Consider the following 17,458-nt stretch of genomic DNA (forward strand, 5'->3'; position numbering starts at 1 on the left):
CGAGCCGAGCCGAGCCGAGCCGAGCCGAGCCGAGCCGAGCCGAGCCGAGCCGAGCCGAGCCGAGCCGAGCCGAGCCGAGCCGAGCCGCTGCCCGGCGGAGGCCGGATTTGTTTGTTTTCGAAATGAAAAACCCTCGTACTCGCCGATCGGCGAATACGAGGGTTTTGGATGTTTTGCGTGATGCCTGGTAGGCGGCCCTACACTTAAGCTTCCACCGCTTCGTCCGGCGCGCCGGCCTGCGGATTCCGCTCGCCGGAGACGCTTTCGCCCGCCGGAAGATCGATTTCGCGGCCGTACAGCGTCAGCGAAGCCGCTTCCGGGCCTTCGTTCTCGACCGTCGTATGCCCTCCCGAGACCGTGACTTTGAGGCGCGCGCCGCGGAAGCCGACCTTGAACGACAGCGACGTCCAGCTGTCCGGGCTGAACGGATTCAGCACGAGTCTTCCGCCGCGGACGCGCAGACCGCCGAAGCCGTGGACGACGGACATCCAGGTGCCGGCCATGCTCGTCGTGTGGCAGCCGTCTTCCGTATCGTTGTTGTAGTTGTCCAGATCGAGGCGCGAAGTGCGCAGGTACATCTCGTACGCTTTGTCGGTGTAGCCGAGCTCGCCCGCGAGGATGGAGTGGACGCACGGCGACAGCGACGATTCGTGCACCGTGATCGGCTCGTAGAAGTCGAAATTGCGGCGCTTCGTCTCCAGATCGTAGCGGTCGCCGAGGAAGAACAGTCCCTGCAGCACGTCGGCCTGCTTGATATAGCAGGAACGCAGAATGCGGTCCCACGACCACTTTTGATTCAGCGGCAGATTCGAGCGATCCAGCTGCGCCACCGGCAGAATCTCCTTGTCCAGGAAGCCGTCCTGCTGCAGGAACAATCCGGTCTCCGGATCTTCCGCCAACAGCATGCGCGCCGAGATGTCGGCCCATTTGTCCGTTTCCGCCTTTGTCAATCCGATCCGTTCGGCGACGGCTTCCAGCGCCTCCGGATTTTCGGCTTTCAGAATGTTCGCGGCTTCCAGCGTATACTCCAGCGTCCAGGCGGCCATGCGGTTGGTGTACCAGTTGTTGTTGACGTTGTTCTCGTATTCGTTCGGGCCGGTGACACCCAGAATCAGATAAGCGCCGCGGCGCTCCGAGTAGGTCACGCGCTCCTCCCAGAACCGGGAAAGCTCCGCCAGCACCTCGAAGCCGTATTCGCCGAGATAAGCGGTGTCGCCGGTATATTCCACATAGTTGTAAATGGCATAAGCGATCGCGCCGTTGCGGTGGATCTCCTCGAACGTGATCTCCCATTCGTTGTGGCATTCCTCGCCGTTCATCGTCACCATCGGGTACAGCGCGCCTTTGGAGAAGCCCAGCTTGGCGGCGTTCTCTTTCGCTTTTTCCAGATGCTTGTAGCGGTAGATCAGCAGGTTGCGCGCGACATGCTGATCGGCGGTGCTGAGATAGAAGGGCAGGCAGTAAGCTTCGGTATCCCAGTACGTGCTGCCGCCGTATTTTTCGCCCGTAAAGCCTTTGGGTCCGATGTTAAGCCGGTCGTCTTCGCCCGTGTACGTCTGGTGCAGTTGGAAAATGTTGAAGCGGATCGCCTGCTGCGCCTTGTCGTCGCCTTCGATGGCGATGTCCCCGTCGCGCCATTTTTCCGCCCATGCTTCGCGCTGCGCTTCCAGCAGGGCGTCGAAGCCCCGTTCGCGCGCGTCTTCCGCCAGATCCCGCGCCGTATCGGCGAGCGCTTCCGGAAGATGGTCGCGGGAAGTGACGTTGGCGGCATATTTGTACAGCGTAATGCTCTGTCCGGCTTCGGCCCGCAGGGACAGCGTTACGCCCGCGAACTTTTCGCGCTTGTGCGTGTCCGCTTCCACGTGGAACTCTTGATCCTCGTCGCCGGTCGCGGCCAACTCGTAGACCATATGCGAGGCGACGCGGAAATCGAGCTTTTTCGTGCGCACTTCGACGCTGGCGTAATCCAGCCCCGCGTTCTGCGCGATCGCGTCCCAGAATTTCTCTTCGTAATTGGAGTCCTTGTTCACGACGTCCGCATCCAGATAAGGGGTCAGCTTGAGCTCGGCCGGTTCGTCCAGCGGAGTCACGGAATAGCGGATCGCGCCGACTTCCTTATACGGGACGCTGACGAAGCGCAGCGACTCGACGCGCACGCGTTTGCCATCCGGGAGCACCGCCGTGAACGAACGGCTCAGCGTGCCTTCCCGCATGTCCAGCGTGCGAACGAAATCTTCCGTTTTGCACCGGGCAAGGTCAAGCGTTTCGCCGTCGATCTCGACGTCGATGCCGATCCAATTGACGGAGTTCAGCACCTTGGCAAAATATTCGGGATAGCCGTTTTTCCACCAGCCGACCCGCGTTTTGTCGGGGTAATACACGCCCGCCATGTAGCTGCCCTGCAGCGAAGGGCCGCCGTATTGCTCCTCGAAATTCGCCCGCTGCCCCATGTAGCCGTTGCCGATGCTGAACACGCTTTCGGAGACTTCGTTGCGTTCGGGATCGAAGCCTTCTTCGATAATGCGCCATTCGTTGACTTTTAAGTACGGTTTCATCGCTGGATCTCTCCTCGTCGGGTATTGGTCTGCCCGGGGACGGAAGCGGGGGCGCCGCTGAGAAAGCTGATTTCCGTCCTTTTGTGCAAACGTTTGAATTATAAAATAAAGCCTGACCGGAAAACGCGGCTGCCAAGCGAGCAGTCGACGTTTCCCGGTCTGGCGGACAGCCGGTTCATGCTTTGTTGAGCGGAGCGTACAGCGACGATTCGCGCACGATCAGCCGATGGGGAATGATATGCCGGACCGGCATCCGCTCTTCCGGAGCCGTCTCGACCGCGCGAATCAACGTCTGCGACGCCGTGTAGCCGAGATGATAACTGCCGATATCGACGCTGCTGATCGGAGGGCTGGACAGTTCGGCCAGCGCCAGATTGTTGAAGCTGACGATGCTCAGGTCCTGCGGAATGCGGTAGCCCAGCTCGTTCAGCCCGCGGATCACGCCGAAAGTGACGAAGTCGTCCACGACGAGCATGCCGCTCGGACGTTCCGGCAGGTTCATCAGCAGGGACATGGCCCGGTAGCCGCTGTCCTGAAGAAACTCGCCTTCGACGATCCAGTCGCTGCGCAGCGGAAGTCCCGCTTCTTCGAGCGCTTTCCGGTAGCCGTGCATCCGGTCGATGGAGACGACCATGTTCGGCGGTCCGCCGACGAAGCCGATCCGCTCGTGGCCGAGCGAAATCAGATGGCGCGCCGCGTCGTAAGCGGCTTGAACGTTATCCGTATCGACGGACAGAATGTCGGGATGACGTTCGCTGCGGCCTACCAGCACGAAGGGGAAGTTCCGCTCTTTGAGAAATTCGACGACCGGGTCGTCTTTGCGGGAATAGAGCAGAACCGCGCCGTCGACGCGGCGTCCGTTGACGAGGCGGGCGACCGCTTCGACTTCTTCGGCTTCGCTCGCGCCGGAGCTGATCAGCACATCGTAGCCCGAGCGGGCAGCCTGGGCTACGATGCCCCGGATCAATTCCATAAAAAACAAGTTCAAAAACAGTTCTTCCGCCGGTTTGGGCAGAATCACGCAAATACTCTTTGTCGTTTTGGAAACGAGACTTTTCGCCATCATGTTCGGATGGTAGCCCAGTTCCTCCATGATCTCCCGCACCTTGCGCGACGTGGCGGCGCTGATGCGCGGATGATTGGAGAGCACCCGGGACACGGTGGACGGCGAAACGCCGGCTTTTTTGGCGACGTCCTTGATGGTAACGGACATAAACGGCCTCCTCTTCGTGACCCTTGCCGCATTTTCCGGGGCATAAGGCGTTTCGGTTCGCCTTCATGTTAATTCAAACGGCAGGCCTTTGTAAATGCGCAGTTTCGAAATCACAGCCGGGCGGAGAAGGAGAGAAATAGAATTGGAAGCGGGAATCCTTGTTTTCACGCAATTGAAGTTTTTTCCAAAGGGGGATATGAGAAAGTTAGCAAACGGAAGAAAAAAGGAGGTTAATCGAGATTACGCAGAAGAAAGCGACCAAAGCGAAAGAATACGGTTTGTGCAAACGTTTTAACAAACGGGAAGTTTCGGCTATGATGTGGGAGGGATAAAGCGCTTACTTCAATTTTTAGAGGTGCGGCGAGCGGAAAGAAGAACATAAACGAATGGGATTTGCACGCGGTTCGATATACATAGCTAAAATCGCAGGAAGAATCGCGCTCTTTTGAACAAACGTTTGCGCAATCGCAAGGACGTTCTTCGTTCCGCTCGGGTCGGCAGGCTTGGCGCTTCGGTGCCGAAACAAAACGGAAAGGTGGCAGCAAAGATGCGGGGTACGAGAAAATGGGGGATTTTGATTGTGGCGTTGATTATGGCGCTGATGGTCACGGCATGCGGAGGAGGAGGCGGCTCGAGCACCAACGGAGCTTCGACGGACAAAGGTACGGCTTCCACGGATACGGGTACGGCGGCCGATCCGGCGGCGCAGCCGGCAGAGGATGAAGAGCTTGTGCCGGAAGAAGGCGCGGTCCTGAAAGTCTGGGACAGCGGAGACCAGAAAGCATTCATCGAAGAACAAGCGGCCGCTTTCGAAAAAGAATACGGCGTCAAGATCGAATTCAGCGAATTGGGCGCCGACAAGACGATGAGCCAAATGGTAACCGACGGCCCCGCGGGCGTGGGCGCCGACGTCTTTACCGGACTTCATGACCAGGTGGGTCAAGGCGCTTCGGCCGGCATCCTGATGCCGAACGATTGGTTCGAGGAAGAAACGCGCGCGGACAACAGCGAACTGGCCGTGAACGCGCTGACTTACGACGGCATTCTGTACGGGTATCCGAAATCGGTCGAAACGACCGCCGTTTTCTATAATAAAGACCTGCTGCCTGAAGTTCCGGCCGACTGGGACGGCGTAAGAAAATTCGCGGACACGTTTAACGACGCGGCCGCGAACAAATACGCCATCATGTGGGAAGTGGCCAACGGTTACTATGCTTTCCCGTTCTTCGGCGGATACGGTTCGTACATTTTCGGACAGGACGGCACCGACCCGACCGACATCGGCCTGAACAACGAACAGGGCATCGAAGCGGCGAAGTTCATTCAGAGCCTGCACGATATTCTGCCGCTCAAGACATCGGACATCAACGGGGATATCAAGAAGTCCCTGTTCGGCGACAAGAAGCTGGCGATGAACATCAGCGGACCGTGGGACGTGGCTTCGCTGAAGGAATCGACGCCTAACCTCGGCGTCGCGCTGTATCCGAAGCTGCCGAACGGTAAAGACATGACGCCGTTCTCCGGCGTGAAATCGTACTACGTCAGCGCTTATACGAAGTACCCGAACGCGGCCAAGCTGTGGGCGCACTTCGCGTCGTCGGCAGAAAGCCAGCAGAAAAACTTCGAAATGACGGGCTCGCTGCCGTCCAATAAATCGGCTGCCGAATCCGACGCGGTGAAAAACGATCCGATTGCGACGGTGTTCCTGCAGCAGTTCGAGAAATCCGTGCCGATGCCTTCCATTCCGGCGATCGCGCAGTATTGGTCTCCGATGGAAGCGGCGATTTCCACGATCTGGAACGACGGCAAAGATCCGAAAGCCGCGATGGACAACATGGTCAGCCAGATGAAGAGCAACATCACGACGGGACAATAAACGTTTGACGCAAACTGCCGGCAGATCCGAAGACCACCGCGCGGCCGCTTTCCGCGGCTGCCGGTGGTCTGCCGGATTTTGGGCAGGGAAAGGAAGGGACACGGATGGGAAAGGCAAAAACGGCGGCGCTGCACGGGTCTTCCGGCAGGGCCAAGACGGCGGCATGGCTGTCGGTGCTCTGCATGGGACTCGGCCAGCTCTATAACCGGCAGTACGTCAAGGCGGCGCTGTTCCTGCTGGCGGAGGCGCTCGGCGTCTATTTCATCGCCACGACGCTGATACGGAACCTGATGGGATTGATTACGCTCGGCGACACGCCGACGCGGATGGAAAAGGTCGGACGGCTGTATCAGAACGTACCGGGCGACCACTCGATTTTTATGATGATTTACGGCCTGGTAGCCTTTCTGTTCCTGGCGCTGTTCCTCGTATTTTACGTGCTGAACGTGCGCGACGCGTATACGGTGGGCCGTCTGCGCGAGGAAGGGCGCGAGGCGCCGAATTTCCGGGAGACGCTGCGCTACGCTTCGGATAAAGGATTTCCGTACGTGCTGCTGTCGCTGCCGACGGTCGGGGTGCTCTTTTTCACGGTACTGCCGATTTTGTTCATGATTCTGATCGCCTTCACGAACTACGCGGCGCCCGATCACATCCCGCCGAAAAACCTGGTGGATTGGGTCGGCTTCGACACGTTCACCAACCTGCTGACGCTCAAAGCCTGGAGCCGGACGTTCTTCGGCGTGCTGACCTGGACGGTCATCTGGGCGATTCTGGCGACGGTGACGACTTACTTCGGCGGCATCTTCGTCGCGCTGCTGATCGAGCAGCACGGCATCCGCTTCAAAGCGTTCTGGCGCACCGTCTTCATCATTCCTTACGCCATTCCGCAGTTTATCTCGCTGCTCGTCATGAAGAACCTGCTGAACGACCAGTTCGGTCCGATCAACCAGTATTTGCGCTGGATGGGGCTGGGCGGTCTGCCGTGGCTGAACGATCCGTTCTGGGCCAAAGTCACCGTGCTCATGGTCAATATGTGGATCGGGATTCCGGTCTCGATGATCCTCGTGCTCGGCGTGCTGACTTCGATCCCGCGCGATCTGTACGAAGCGGCCGATATCGACGGCGCATCGTCGTTCCGCAAGTTCCGGGCGATCACGCTGCCGTTCGTGCTGTTCCAGACGACGCCGGTGCTGATCATGCAGTTCGCGGGCAACATCAACAACTTCAACGTCATCTACCTGCTGACGGGCGGACAGCCGGCCAACGGGGAGTATTCTTTCGCGGGCAGCACCGATCTGCTCGTCACGTGGCTGTACAAGCTGACGTTGGACAACCAGCGCTACAACTTCGCGTCCGCGGTCGGCATTATCATTTTCATCATTATCGCCTCGTTCTCGATCTATAACTACCGCAGAAGCCGGTCGTTCAAAGAGGAGGATATGATTCAATGAAGAGCAAACGCAAAGTCAAACTCACGTTCAGCTACATTCTGCTCGCTTTGATCGCCGTCGCTTCCGTGTACCCGGCGATCTGGATCGTCATGTCCTCGTTCAAGGCCGGCGACTCGCTGTACAGCGAAACGTTTATTCCGAGACAATTGACGTTCCAGCATTATAAAGACCTGTTCAGCGGACATTCCGACAAAGACCTGCCTTATCTGCGCTGGTACTGGAACACGCTGAAGATCGCCGTCACCAGCATGGTGCTGGGCACAATCATTCAGGTGCTGACGGCGTACGCCATGTCGCGTTTTCGCTTCAAAGGCCGGCAGACCGCGATGACGACCGTGCTGATTCTGGGCATGTTCCCGGGCTTCATGAGCATGATCGCCATCTACCTGATGCTGCTCCAGCTCAACCTGCTCGATTCGCCGTGGGCGCTCGTGCTCGTGTATACGGCGGGAGCGGCGCTGGGCATGTTCGTGGCCAAAGGCTTCTTCGACACCATTCCGAGAGCGCTGGAAGAATCGGCGCTGCTCGACGGGGCGGGACACTGGAAAATTTTCACCGCCATCATCCTGCCGCTGTCGCGTCCGATCATCACGTACATCGGCCTGACGACGTTTACCGGCGCCTGGGTAGACTTCATCTTCGCCCGACTGATCCTGCGTTCGCGCGAGAACTGGACGCTGGCCGTCGGCTTGTACGAGATGGTCAACACGTATTCGAGTACCGAGTTCACCCTGTTCGCGGCCGGCTCCGTGCTGGTGGCGATTCCGATCACGATTCTGTACATGTTCCTGCAGCGTTTCCTCGTTCAAGGATTGACGGCGGGAGCGACGAAGGGATGAAGCGGTTCGATAGGGGGAAAAGAAAAGACGGGAGAGTGGCGGAGAACGTTGAGCGGAACGTTCGGCGGAGCGTTCGGCGCTTTCCCGCGGCCGCGGCCGCTCTGATGCTGGCGGCGCTGGTCGCGGGCTGCTCGGGCGCGGCGTCCGATATAGAGGGCGGGACGGCCGACAGCGCGAAAGGCGGCAGCGCGGCGTCCCCGGCGGATGCGGGAGGCGCGTCCGGCCGGGAGGACGATGCCGATGCCCGGGCGGGGAACGCGGAAGGCGGCGAAGCGGCCGCCGCGCAGCCGGTCTCGGCGAAGCCCGACGAGCAGCCTGGGGCGGTGTATTACGAAGTGTTCGTCCGTTCGTTCTACGACTCGGACGGCGACGGAATCGGCGACCTGAACGGGTTGACGGAGAAGCTGGATTACCTCAACGACGGCGATCCGGCGACGACGGACGATCTGGGCGTCGAAGGCATCTGGCTGATGCCGATTCTGGAATCGCCGAGCTACCACGGCTACGACGTGACCGATTACGATCGGGTCAATCCCGACTACGGAACGGAAGCCGATCTGCAAAAGCTGCTGGACGAAGCGCATAAGCGCGGGATCAAGGTCATCATGGACCTGGTCGTCAATCATACCGGCAGCGGGCATCCCTGGTTCCGGGATTCGGCTTCCGGCAAGGAAGCGGAGCATCGGGACTGGTATGTCTGGGCGGAGGACGAAGGCCGTCGGCCTGTCGGCCAGAGCGCAGCGGGCAGCGGCAGTCCGTGGCACGAGATGAACGGAAGCCATTATATGGGCACGTTCTGGGACGGCATGCCCGATCTGAATTTCGACAATCCGGCCGTCCGCGAAGAGATGATCCGCATCGGCCGGCACTGGCTCGACCTGGGCCTCGACGGCTTCCGCCTGGATGCCGCCAAGCATATCTATGAAGATACGACGGAAGACCGCGGTCCGGAGACGACGAAGAAGAACGTCAAGTGGTGGCAGCAGTTCCGCGCCGCCATGGAAGAATCGAATCCGGACGTCTACCTGGTCGGCGAGATCTGGGAGAATTCCCCGGCGGCGGTCGCGCCTTATCTGGACAAGGCTTTCGATTCCGGCTTCAACTTCGGCCTGGCCGAAGGGGTGTTAAGCGCGGCCAAAAGCGAACGCGCGGGCAGCGCGTTCAGCCGTCTGCCGGACTATTACAAGCTGTTCGGGGAAGCGTCCGGCGGACAGTTCGTCGACGCCGGCTTCCTGACGAACCACGATCAGGATCGGGTGATGACGCAGCTGGGCGGAGACGGCAATCATATGAAGACGGCCGCCGCCATGCTGCTGACGCTGCCGGGCAATCCCTTCATTTATTACGGCGAAGAGATCGGCATGCTCGGCGCCAAACCCGACGAGCGGATACGCGAGCCGATGCTGTGGGCGGAGCCCGGTCGCGACCGGGGTCAGACGACCTGGGAGCCGCTGATCGCGAACGCGGCGGGCGGCGCATCCGCGGCGGATGAGGGAGGATCGGAACACGCGGCGAACGTCGCCGCGCAGACGGCCAAGCCGGATTCGCTGCTGTCGCGCTATCGGACGCTGATCCGCTGGCGAAGCGAGATTCCCGCGCTGCGGCGCGGCGGCCTGGAAGCGTACGATCCCGGCGACGACCGCGCGGCCGGCTGGATTCGCGCGGTGCAAGGAGAGAGGGTGTTGGTTCTGCACAATCTGTCCGGGGAACCGCTGGAACTGAAAATCGGAGAGGCTTCCGTCGAAGCGCCGGAGAAGAATGCGGAATCCGCGTCCGGCGAAGCTGAATTCGGACGCGTTCTGCGATCGACCGTTCCGGAGACGAATCTGGACGCGGGGAGCGGCCTGCTGACGCTTCCGCCTTATGCCAGCGCCGTGCTGGGACGTTAGAAATCGAGACGGGCCGTCCGCCGAACGACCAAAAGAGCAGCCCCCGCACCGTCCCTTCCGGGAAGCGGCAGCAGGAGCTGCTCTTTGTTTGATGCTCGGCTTCGCTTTAGGAACGGCCGCTCAAGCTTCGGGGACGCTCCGATCCGGCAAAGACGTAACGCGCCCGTCCTTCGGCCTTGGCCTGGTACAGCGCCGCATCGGCTTTGCCGATCAGTTCGTTCGCGCCGAAGTGATCGCCGGGCTTCATGGTGAAGCCGCCTACGCTGATCGTGATCTGATCCGAGACGTCCGAGTAATGATGGGGAATCGCCAGCGAACGGACGCTCTCGAGCAGAAGTTCCGCGATCTGCTCGGCCTCCCGCATGCTGTGGCCGGGCAGGATGACGGCAAATTCCTCGCCGCCGTAGCGGGCCGTAAAGCCGAAATGGGCCAGCGCCTCCGATTCGAGCTTGGACGCGACGCTGCGCAGCACCATGTCTCCGCCCAGATGGCCGTAATGATCGTTGTAAGCCTTGAAATAATCGATGTCCACCATCAGCAGAGACAAATAGTCGTTTTCCCGCTGAGGCGCCTCAAGTTCCTGCTTCAGGACTTCGTCGAACTTACGTCGGTTGGCGATCCGGGTCAGGCTGTCCGCCGACGACAGCTGTTGAAGCCGCTTATTGGCTTCTTCCAGCGCCTGCTTCGACTCTTCGAGCTCCTCGTGCTGGCGCGTCAGACGAACGAACAATTTATTAACCTCCGTAATCAGCGCCAGCAGCACGACGACCGATGCGATCAAGGAATCCACTCGGGAGCCGTACCAGCCGAGCGTATACCGCTGCCCGGCCGTCAGGCTGAGCGTCAGTCCGAGAATGAAGGCGAGCATCGCCACGATAATCCAAATCTGTAGCACGCCGGCGCCGCGTTTTTTATAAGGAAGCAGGACGGAGAGAAAAGCGGCGGCGTTCAAAATCCAGATCAAAGGGCCGATTCCCGAGGTGATAAGCTTCCGATAATCGCCGTTTTCGATCAAGGGAGGCAGCAGCGGCTCGGCAAGCGTTCCGATGAGGAACACTCCCGCCGCGCCGAGCAGTACGATCAAGGTGCCGGCAGTCAGGTCGATCCGCAGCCGCTCGAGGGAAACGGGGCCGGTCCGGTGGCGAAGCGACCAGGAGAAGATCAGAATGCCGCAGGGAAACGCGAGATGCCAAAAACACCAGAACCAGATGGACGTCTGCGGAGACGGAGCAAACGGTCCGGATTCCGGCAGCAAGCCCGTCAAAGTCAGAAGATAAAACAGGCTGATCAATCCCGTAAACAAATATGTACAGCCTAAAACCAGCAGAGGTCTGATACGCGAAGCACGGAATTGATTGAACAAAATAAAAGCCGTAAGGAAATCGCCCAGAATTCCCCATCCGCCGAGAGCGGGGAAAAAGGCGGCGTATTCGGGCAAATACAAATGCGCGTAAAAAACGACGCCAAGCGTAAACAGGATCAGCGCCAGCGAAAGAGCGAGGGCGATACGACGCTGGCGGGGGCTTATGCTGAACAGCTGATCGTCCTGCGAGCCGTTATCGAATAAAATGTTCAAAGAGGGCCGTCCTTTCCCCGGAATGCGCCAAGCGAAACGGCGTTCTGCCGGCTTCGGGAGGCATAGTTCCCGATAAAGATAACGTTAGGGGATTCCGTGAAGGAAATCAATGAGAAAAAGGGAGGATACCACGCAAAAATTCCAGAATAAATTTCCGGGATTGGATAGGGAATCGCAAAATCAGGCGCATCGCCGACGGCTGCGAGCAGCCGGAGTATCACGGGCAAAAAAGTAATAGAACGAATAATGAATAGAACGACGAAATGAGCGGAATTCTAACGGAACGAGATGACGCTTAGCAGGCATTTTCGACTGATTTGAAATTCTAACGGAACCAGGCGACGCTTAGCGCGAAAATCAGCTGATTTTTGGCGAAGAAAGGAGCTCGGCGAGCGGCTAACGGATATACGATCCGTTAAACTCGCGGAAGGACTTGATTTGCCGGTCTAAGGGACATAGAATCCGTTAGCCGAGCCGAGCCGAGCCGAGCCGAGCCGAGCCGAGCCGAGCCGAGGTTGACAGGACGGTGAATGGGAGGCTCCGGCTCAAGGTCCGCCGGCTGCTGCTTCGGGGCGTGTTCGCGCTTCCGATCCCGCCGCTGCGCCTGCCTCTCTGTTCACGCACCGAAACGGCCGGCCTCCCGCAAACGCAAAGAAAGAACCGCGCACCCGCCGTTCGGGCGGATACGAGGTTCTTTTTGCGCTGCTATTATCGAGTCGCTCACGGCCGGATACGCTCCGTCTTACTCGGCCGTTTCCGCTTCAACGACCGGGAACCAGCCCGGAACGCCGAGGATCATGCCCCACAGCGGAGCCGGAATGACGAGGCGCTCTTGGTCGTCTTTGCTGATCGTGCGAGCGATGTCGGCTTCTTGGCCGGCTTCGACTTTTTCGACCCAGTCCGGCTCGACGATCAATTCGCGGCCCAGGGCAACCATGGCCGCGCCGAGCTCGATCGCTTCGACGGCCTGCTCCGGCGTGTGAACGGAACCGACGCCGATTACCGGCACGCTGCCGGAAACTTCGACGATCTGCTCCAGGCGGGTACGATTCAGGTCGCCGCCGCGGCGCGGTTTGGAATTGTATTCCATCAGCGAGACGTGCAGATAGCTGAGGTTCTTGGCGGCGAGCGCCTTCAGCAGCGCGAACGTGTGGTCCATCGTCAGGCCTTCTTCCTCCGGTTCTTCCGGCGAGAAGCGGTAGCCCACGATGAACGGAGTTTTGGCTTGTTCGGCAGCGACGCGCTGCACTTCGTCGACGACGGCCAGCGGGAACGTCAGGCGTTTCTCGACGCTGCCGCCCCACTTGTCTTCGCGGCGGTTGGACCAGCCGGAGAAGAACTGCTGGATCAGGTAGCCGTTGGCGCCGTGGATTTCCACGCCGTCGAATCCGGCGCGGATCGCAAGGGAAGTCGCGCGGCCGAAGTCCGACACGATCGATTCGATCTCTTCATTCGTCAGCTCGCGGGACTTCGAGCCGCCCTTCAGCTCGATCTCGCTCGGTCCGACGACGTCGCCGTTCGGCACGAGATTGCGCGGTCCCTGAATGCCGGCGTGGAAAATCTGCAGCACGGCTTTGGCTCCGCCTTTTTTCAGGGAAGCGGCCAGCTTGGTCAAGCCCGGCAGGTTCTCTTCGCCGAAAGCGGCGAATTGGTTCTGGAATCCGATGCCGCCCGGCATGACATGGGCAACCGCGGTGATCGCGAGACCCAGCTTGCCCGTGCGGCGCTCGTAGTAGCTCAGCTCGGCGTCGGATACGCTCAGGTCGGGGTTGGACGAAGAATGCGTCATCGGCGCGAGCACGATGCGGTTTTGCAGTTTGATTCCGTCGTGCAGTTCAACCTGATCGAACAGCTTGGCGAATTTGGCGTTAGTCATATGGAAAGTTCCTCCTCAAAGTGGGTGGTGAACGTTTATCAAAAACACATAGGTATATTATAGTAACAAGGTATCGGATTTTCAATCTTTCGGGCGAACAAAATTTTTAGCTATTAAATTATACAAAATTTAAAATGAAATGTTGGGAGCTTTTTCGCTCTCGGCCGCTTCGTTTTCCATCAGATGAAAAATAACCCAATCGAAATCTATCATTTTCGAAGACCGAACGTGCAGCCTTTCGAAATCCGTCGGGATGCGTATTAAAGGCAGGAGTGCCGGAGGAAAAGGCGGAGCTCAAACGAGCTTTCAATCTTTCGATCCTAAACGTTCATGAATATCCGCCTAATTCTGCCGCTTACTATCCAACTTACATAACGTGTAACATTGTACGGCATCCTATCTTCATAAATGGTTTTTATGCGGTTAATCAAAAATTTTAATGAATAAGCGTAGTCAATAGCTCACAGGTCATGTAAAATGAAGAGAAAATTCAAAAGCCGCGCAAAGCGACTGGAGGAAATTATGCGCATACAGAAAAAGGTTACGGGGTTATTGGCTTTATTGATTTTCTTCTTCTCTTTTGTGGGAAGTTTGGTGCCATCGGCGAATGCCGCAGAGGCAAAAAAGACGTACACGATCGGAACCGACACCACGTTCGCTCCGTTCGAGTTTCAGGATGTTAACGGCGACTTTGTCGGGATCGACATCGATCTGATCCAAGCGATCGCCGAGGATCAAGGGTTCAAGGTCAAGATTCAATCGCTCGGCTTCAACGCGGCGGTGCAGGCGCTGCAGTCGGGCAACGTGGACGGCGTTATCGCCGGGATGAGCATCACGGACGAGCGCAAGCAGACGTTCGACTTTTCGGATCCGTATTTCGAAGCCGGCCCGATCATGGGCGTGGCGGCGAACAACGATACGATCAAGAGTTATGAAGACCTGCGCGGCAAGCGCGTGGCGGTCAAGGTCGGAACCGAAGGCGCGACGTTCGCCGAATCGATTAAGGACCAATACGGATTCACGCTTGCCACCTTCGACGACTCGAGTCAGATGGTCGACGAAGTCAAAGCCGGCGGTTCGGTCGCCTGCTTCGAGGATTATCCGGTACTCGCTTACGGTATCCAGCAGGGCAACGGGCTGAAGATCGTGACGGACAAGGAAAAAGGCGGTTCTTACGGTTTCGCGGTCAACAAAGGCCAAAACCAGGAACTGCTGCAGATGTTCAACGAAGGCTTGGCGAACCTCAAGAGCAGCGGCGAGTATGACAAGATCGTCGCAAATTATCTGGGCGAAGGCGATGCAGCCGAGGGAGGCGAAATCGGCGCGGGCACGACTCCGAAGATGAGCCCGCTGGATCTGGTCTGGACTTCCATGCCGGCCTTTCTCAAAGGTATGGGCTATACGCTCTACTACACGATCATCTCGCTGTTCTTCGCATTTATTCTGGGTTTGATCTTCGGTTCCATGAAGGTCAGCCACAATAAGTTCCTGCGCGGCGTCGGTACGGTGTTCGTCGATCTGTTCCGCGGCATTCCGCTGCTAATCCTGGCTTTCTTCGTCTATTTTGCGATTCCGCAGGCATTCGGATTCACGATGGAAGTATGGGCCGCCGCGATCATCGCGCTGTCGCTCAACGCGGGCGCTTACGTAACGGAGATCATCCGGGGCGGCATCCAGTCGATCGACAAAGGGCAGATGGAGGCGGCGCGTTCCCTGGGCGTTCCTTATCGCACCGCGATGCGCAAAATCATCCTCCCGCAGGCGATCAAGGTCATGGTGCCTTCGTTCATCAACCAGATGGTCATCACGCTGAAGGATACATCGATCATGTCCGTTATCGGTCTGGTCGAACTCACGCAATCCGGCAAGCTAGTCATCGCGCGGACATACGATACGTTCACCGTATATCTGACGCTCGCCATCATGTACCTGATCGTCATTACCATCCTCACGAAGATTGCCGATCGTCTGGAAAGGAGAGTAAGCCGTGGATAAGATCAAAGTTACCGGCCTTAAGAAAAGCTTCGGCAGCAACGAAGTGCTTAAAGGCATCGACATGGAAGTCCGAGAAGGCGAAGTGGTCTGCGTAATCGGCCCGTCCGGCTCCGGCAAAAGCACGTTCCTGCGCTGTCTGAATCTGCTGGAGGAAATTAACGGAGGCCGAGTGATCGTGGACGATTACGATCTGAGCGACAAGAACTCCGATATCAATAAAATTCGTGAGAATATCGGCATGGTATTCCAGCATTTCAATCTCTTTCCGCATATGAGCGTGCTGCAAAATATTATGTTCGCTCCTACCGAATTGAAAAAGCAGACCAAAGAAGAAGCTCGCAAACAGGCATTGAGCCTGCTGGAACGCGTCGGCCTGGCCGACAAAGCGAACGCGTACCCCGCGTCGCTCTCCGGCGGTCAGAAGCAGCGCGTGGCGATCGCCCGCGCGCTGGCGATGAACCCGGACGTTATGCTGTTCGACGAACCGACCTCGGCGCTCGATCCGGAGATGGTCGGCGAAGTGCTCGGCGTCATGCAGGACTTGGCACGCGAAGGCATGACGATGGTCATCGTCACGCACGAAATGGGCTTCGCCCGCGAAGTCGGCCACCGCGTCATCTTCATGGACGGCGGCTACATCGTGGAAGAAGGCACGCCGGAAGAAGTGTTCGGCAATCCGCAGCATGAGCGGACGATCAGCTTCCTGGAGAAAGTGTTGTAATAAAAGTGAAAGCCGGCTCGCTGTCGAGCCGGCTTTTTGCTGTCCGATAATTCCGCTCCGCGCCCTGCGTCAGCCCGGCTTCCCGGGCTTCGCTTTGAACCGCCTGCCCTGCGGATGGCGCCCGTCGAGCCGGGCTTTTTTGCGCAGGCGGCGGTATAGGTAGCGGATGCTGTCCATTGTCCAGTCGGGCATCGGGAAGGGACGCTTGGGCATCAAAGGTTTATAAAGCTTGAAGTAAGCTTTTCGAAGATCTTTCCACATCACGCACGGTCCGGCCTGCAGAAAATCGGAGATGTCCACGACCAGGCCGCGGCCGTCTTTGAGCATCACGTTTTTGCCGTGCACGTCTTTGGGGTTAAGGCCCCGCGAGCGTGCGTAGTCGAGCGCTTTGTCGACGTCGCGCACCGCCTTTTCCGGAATGTAGGTGCCGTCGCGCAGGCAGTTATAGAAGGTCTTCCCCTCGAGCTTCTTCAGCACGAGATAATAGCGGTCGTCCAGCACGCCCGCCGCGTGGAGCGTCGAATAGGCGGGATGGGTCCCGAGCTTTTCGTACACGTCGCATTCTTCCTGCCAACCGGGGCGCCCCGGGGCGTAGACTTTGACGACTTTGCCGGGCAGCGAAGGGTGCTCGAACACCGAGGCGTAATTGCCCGTGCCGAGCAGCTTCCAGCCCGCGGGTGTATGATGCACGACGATCGGGTTGAACGGATCGACGCTTTCCAGCCGCACTTCCGGCAGCAGGGTCTCTTCAATCAGGCGGATCGAGGGATCTTGTTCGCCGCTCTGGATCATGGATTCTTCACTCCTTGGAGGAAATGGGCGCAGGCCCCAGTCTTCGTTGTTTTTCCTATCATAGTCCGCCGGGGCCGCCCGGGCAACCGTCTCGAGGCGGAGACCGCTTTCGCCTTCGATGGATTTTTGCGGGAGCGTTTGGTAGATTAGAGGATACACCATATATATCGATTAGGAGACTTGCAATGAACATCGGCAGCGTGGACATCAGGAAGGCGAGAAGCGCCGACAGGCAGCTGTTCGAGCGGCTGTGGCAGCTTTATTTGTACGACTTCAGCGAATTTACGGGAATGGACGTGCGTTCCGACGGAACGTATCCGTATTTTCCGGAGTTCGAATTGTATTGGCAAAAGTGGGGCGGGAACTGCGCGTACCTGATTATGGCGGACGGACAAATTGCCGGGTTCGCGATGGTGCACGAATTTTGGGAAAACGAAGCGGCCTATCTGTCGCAGTTTTTCGTCATGCGCAAATACCGCCGATCCGGCGTGGGACAGCGTGCGGCGAGGCTTGTATTCGGCACGAAAAAAGGGCGCTGGGGCCTGCATCAGCTGGCGAACAACTTCCCGGCGCAGAAGTTCTGGGATAAGGTCATTCTGGACGTGACCGGCGCGCCTCCGCTGCTGGAACAGATGGAGGAGGACCGGCGGTTCCAACTGTTCGAGACGAAGTGAA

General features: G+C 58.5%; 12 protein-coding genes. 7 read left to right on the plus strand and 5 right to left on the minus strand.

Annotated elements, in window-relative coordinates; translation table 11 throughout:
* Positions 1-203: 203 nt before the first annotated feature.
* Both GYN08_RS18700 and GYN08_RS18705 read right to left on the minus strand, forming a co-directional pair.
* Positions 204-2,555 (minus strand): glycoside hydrolase family 65 protein, encoded by a 2,352-nt coding sequence (locus tag GYN08_RS18700; RefSeq protein WP_166277494.1) that lies wholly within the window; start codon positions 2,553-2,555, stop codon positions 204-206.
* A gap of 175 nt (positions 2,556-2,730) precedes the next feature.
* Positions 2,731-3,768: a LacI family DNA-binding transcriptional regulator gene (locus tag GYN08_RS18705; RefSeq protein WP_166277497.1), complete on the minus strand. Its 1,038-nt coding sequence runs from the start codon at positions 3,766-3,768 to the stop codon at positions 2,731-2,733.
* A 547-nt stretch (positions 3,769-4,315) separates the two neighbouring features.
* On the opposite strand from GYN08_RS18705, the gene GYN08_RS18710 reads away from it, so the two are divergent.
* The 4 genes from GYN08_RS18710 (at position 4,316) to GYN08_RS18725 (ending at position 9,823) form a co-directional block, all read left to right on the plus strand.
* Positions 4,316-5,644, plus strand: a complete 1,329-nt coding sequence (locus GYN08_RS18710; protein WP_166277502.1) for a sugar ABC transporter substrate-binding protein — start codon at positions 4,316-4,318, stop codon at positions 5,642-5,644.
* Positions 5,645-5,748: 104 nt separating this feature from the next.
* The gene (locus GYN08_RS18715; protein WP_166277505.1) at positions 5,749-7,095 is read left to right on the plus strand and encodes a carbohydrate ABC transporter permease; all 1,347 of its coding nucleotides are present in this window, start codon (positions 5,749-5,751) and stop codon (positions 7,093-7,095) included.
* Complete coding sequence (locus tag GYN08_RS18720; protein ID WP_166277508.1) at positions 7,092-7,934, plus strand: sugar ABC transporter permease; 843 nt, start codon at positions 7,092-7,094, stop codon at positions 7,932-7,934. The genes GYN08_RS18715 and GYN08_RS18720 overlap by 4 nt, the downstream gene beginning before the upstream one ends.
* Positions 7,931-9,823: an alpha-amylase family glycosyl hydrolase gene (locus GYN08_RS18725; RefSeq protein ID WP_235946389.1), complete on the plus strand. Its 1,893-nt coding sequence runs from the start codon at positions 7,931-7,933 to the stop codon at positions 9,821-9,823. The genes GYN08_RS18720 and GYN08_RS18725 overlap by 4 nt, the downstream gene beginning before the upstream one ends.
* 106 nt (positions 9,824-9,929) lie before the next feature.
* Here the strand turns inward: GYN08_RS18725 and GYN08_RS18730 are convergent, their stop codons facing one another.
* Together GYN08_RS18730 and GYN08_RS18735 are read right to left on the minus strand one after the other, a co-directional pair.
* Entirely contained in the window at positions 9,930-11,399 is a 1,470-nt protein-coding gene (locus tag GYN08_RS18730; protein ID WP_166277511.1) for a sensor domain-containing diguanylate cyclase, read from the minus strand.
* A 742-nt stretch (positions 11,400-12,141) separates the two neighbouring features.
* Positions 12,142-13,275, minus strand: coding sequence for an NADH-dependent flavin oxidoreductase (locus GYN08_RS18735; RefSeq protein ID WP_166277514.1), 1,134 nt, complete (start codon positions 13,273-13,275; stop codon positions 12,142-12,144).
* Positions 13,276-13,797: 522 nt separating this feature from the next.
* Here GYN08_RS18735 and GYN08_RS18740 point away from each other — a divergent pair.
* Together GYN08_RS18740 and GYN08_RS18745 are read left to right on the plus strand one after the other, a co-directional pair.
* Entirely contained in the window at positions 13,798-15,270 is a 1,473-nt protein-coding gene (locus tag GYN08_RS18740; RefSeq protein ID WP_166277517.1) for an amino acid ABC transporter substrate-binding protein/permease, read from the plus strand.
* A complete protein-coding gene (locus tag GYN08_RS18745) occupies positions 15,263-15,991 on the plus strand; it encodes an amino acid ABC transporter ATP-binding protein (protein WP_166277520.1) in 729 nt (242 codons plus the stop codon). The genes GYN08_RS18740 and GYN08_RS18745 overlap by 8 nt, the downstream gene beginning before the upstream one ends.
* A 69-nt stretch (positions 15,992-16,060) precedes the next feature.
* Here the strand turns inward: GYN08_RS18745 and GYN08_RS18750 are convergent, their stop codons facing one another.
* Positions 16,061-16,783, minus strand: a complete 723-nt coding sequence (locus tag GYN08_RS18750; protein WP_166277522.1) for a serine/threonine-protein kinase — start codon at positions 16,781-16,783, stop codon at positions 16,061-16,063.
* A 185-nt stretch (positions 16,784-16,968) separates the two neighbouring features.
* Here GYN08_RS18750 and GYN08_RS18755 point away from each other — a divergent pair, with 185 nt between their 5' ends.
* Complete coding sequence (locus GYN08_RS18755) at positions 16,969-17,457, plus strand: GNAT family N-acetyltransferase (protein WP_166277525.1); 489 nt, start codon at positions 16,969-16,971, stop codon at positions 17,455-17,457.
* Position 17,458: the final 1 nt, after the last annotated feature.

This window comes from Saccharibacillus alkalitolerans (assembly GCF_011090185.1).
Lineage (GTDB): Bacteria > Bacillota > Bacilli > Paenibacillales > Paenibacillaceae > Saccharibacillus > Saccharibacillus alkalitolerans.

What these genes read in the sequence shown, in the direction of transcription:
- GYN08_RS18725 (WP_235946389.1), top strand. Translation starts at nt 7,931, where the DNA reads ATGAAGCGGTTCGATAGGGGGAAAAGAAAAGACGGGAGAGTGGCGGAG.
- GYN08_RS18755 (WP_166277525.1), top strand. Translation starts at nt 16,969, where the DNA reads ATGAACATCGGCAGCGTGGACATCAGGAAGGCGAGAAGCGCCGACAGG.
- GYN08_RS18740 (WP_166277517.1), top strand. Translation starts at nt 13,798, where the DNA reads ATGCGCATACAGAAAAAGGTTACGGGGTTATTGGCTTTATTGATTTTC.
- GYN08_RS18735 (WP_166277514.1), bottom strand. Translation starts at nt 13,275, where the DNA reads ATGACTAACGCCAAATTCGCCAAGCTGTTCGATCAGGTTGAACTGCAC.
- GYN08_RS18705 (WP_166277497.1), bottom strand. Translation starts at nt 3,768, where the DNA reads ATGTCCGTTACCATCAAGGACGTCGCCAAAAAAGCCGGCGTTTCGCCG.
- GYN08_RS18750 (WP_166277522.1), bottom strand. Translation starts at nt 16,783, where the DNA reads ATGATCCAGAGCGGCGAACAAGATCCCTCGATCCGCCTGATTGAAGAG.
- GYN08_RS18715 (WP_166277505.1), top strand. Translation starts at nt 5,749, where the DNA reads ATGGGAAAGGCAAAAACGGCGGCGCTGCACGGGTCTTCCGGCAGGGCC.
- GYN08_RS18700 (WP_166277494.1), bottom strand. Translation starts at nt 2,555, where the DNA reads ATGAAACCGTACTTAAAAGTCAACGAATGGCGCATTATCGAAGAAGGC.
- GYN08_RS18720 (WP_166277508.1), top strand. Translation starts at nt 7,092, where the DNA reads ATGAAGAGCAAACGCAAAGTCAAACTCACGTTCAGCTACATTCTGCTC.
- GYN08_RS18710 (WP_166277502.1), top strand. Translation starts at nt 4,316, where the DNA reads ATGCGGGGTACGAGAAAATGGGGGATTTTGATTGTGGCGTTGATTATG.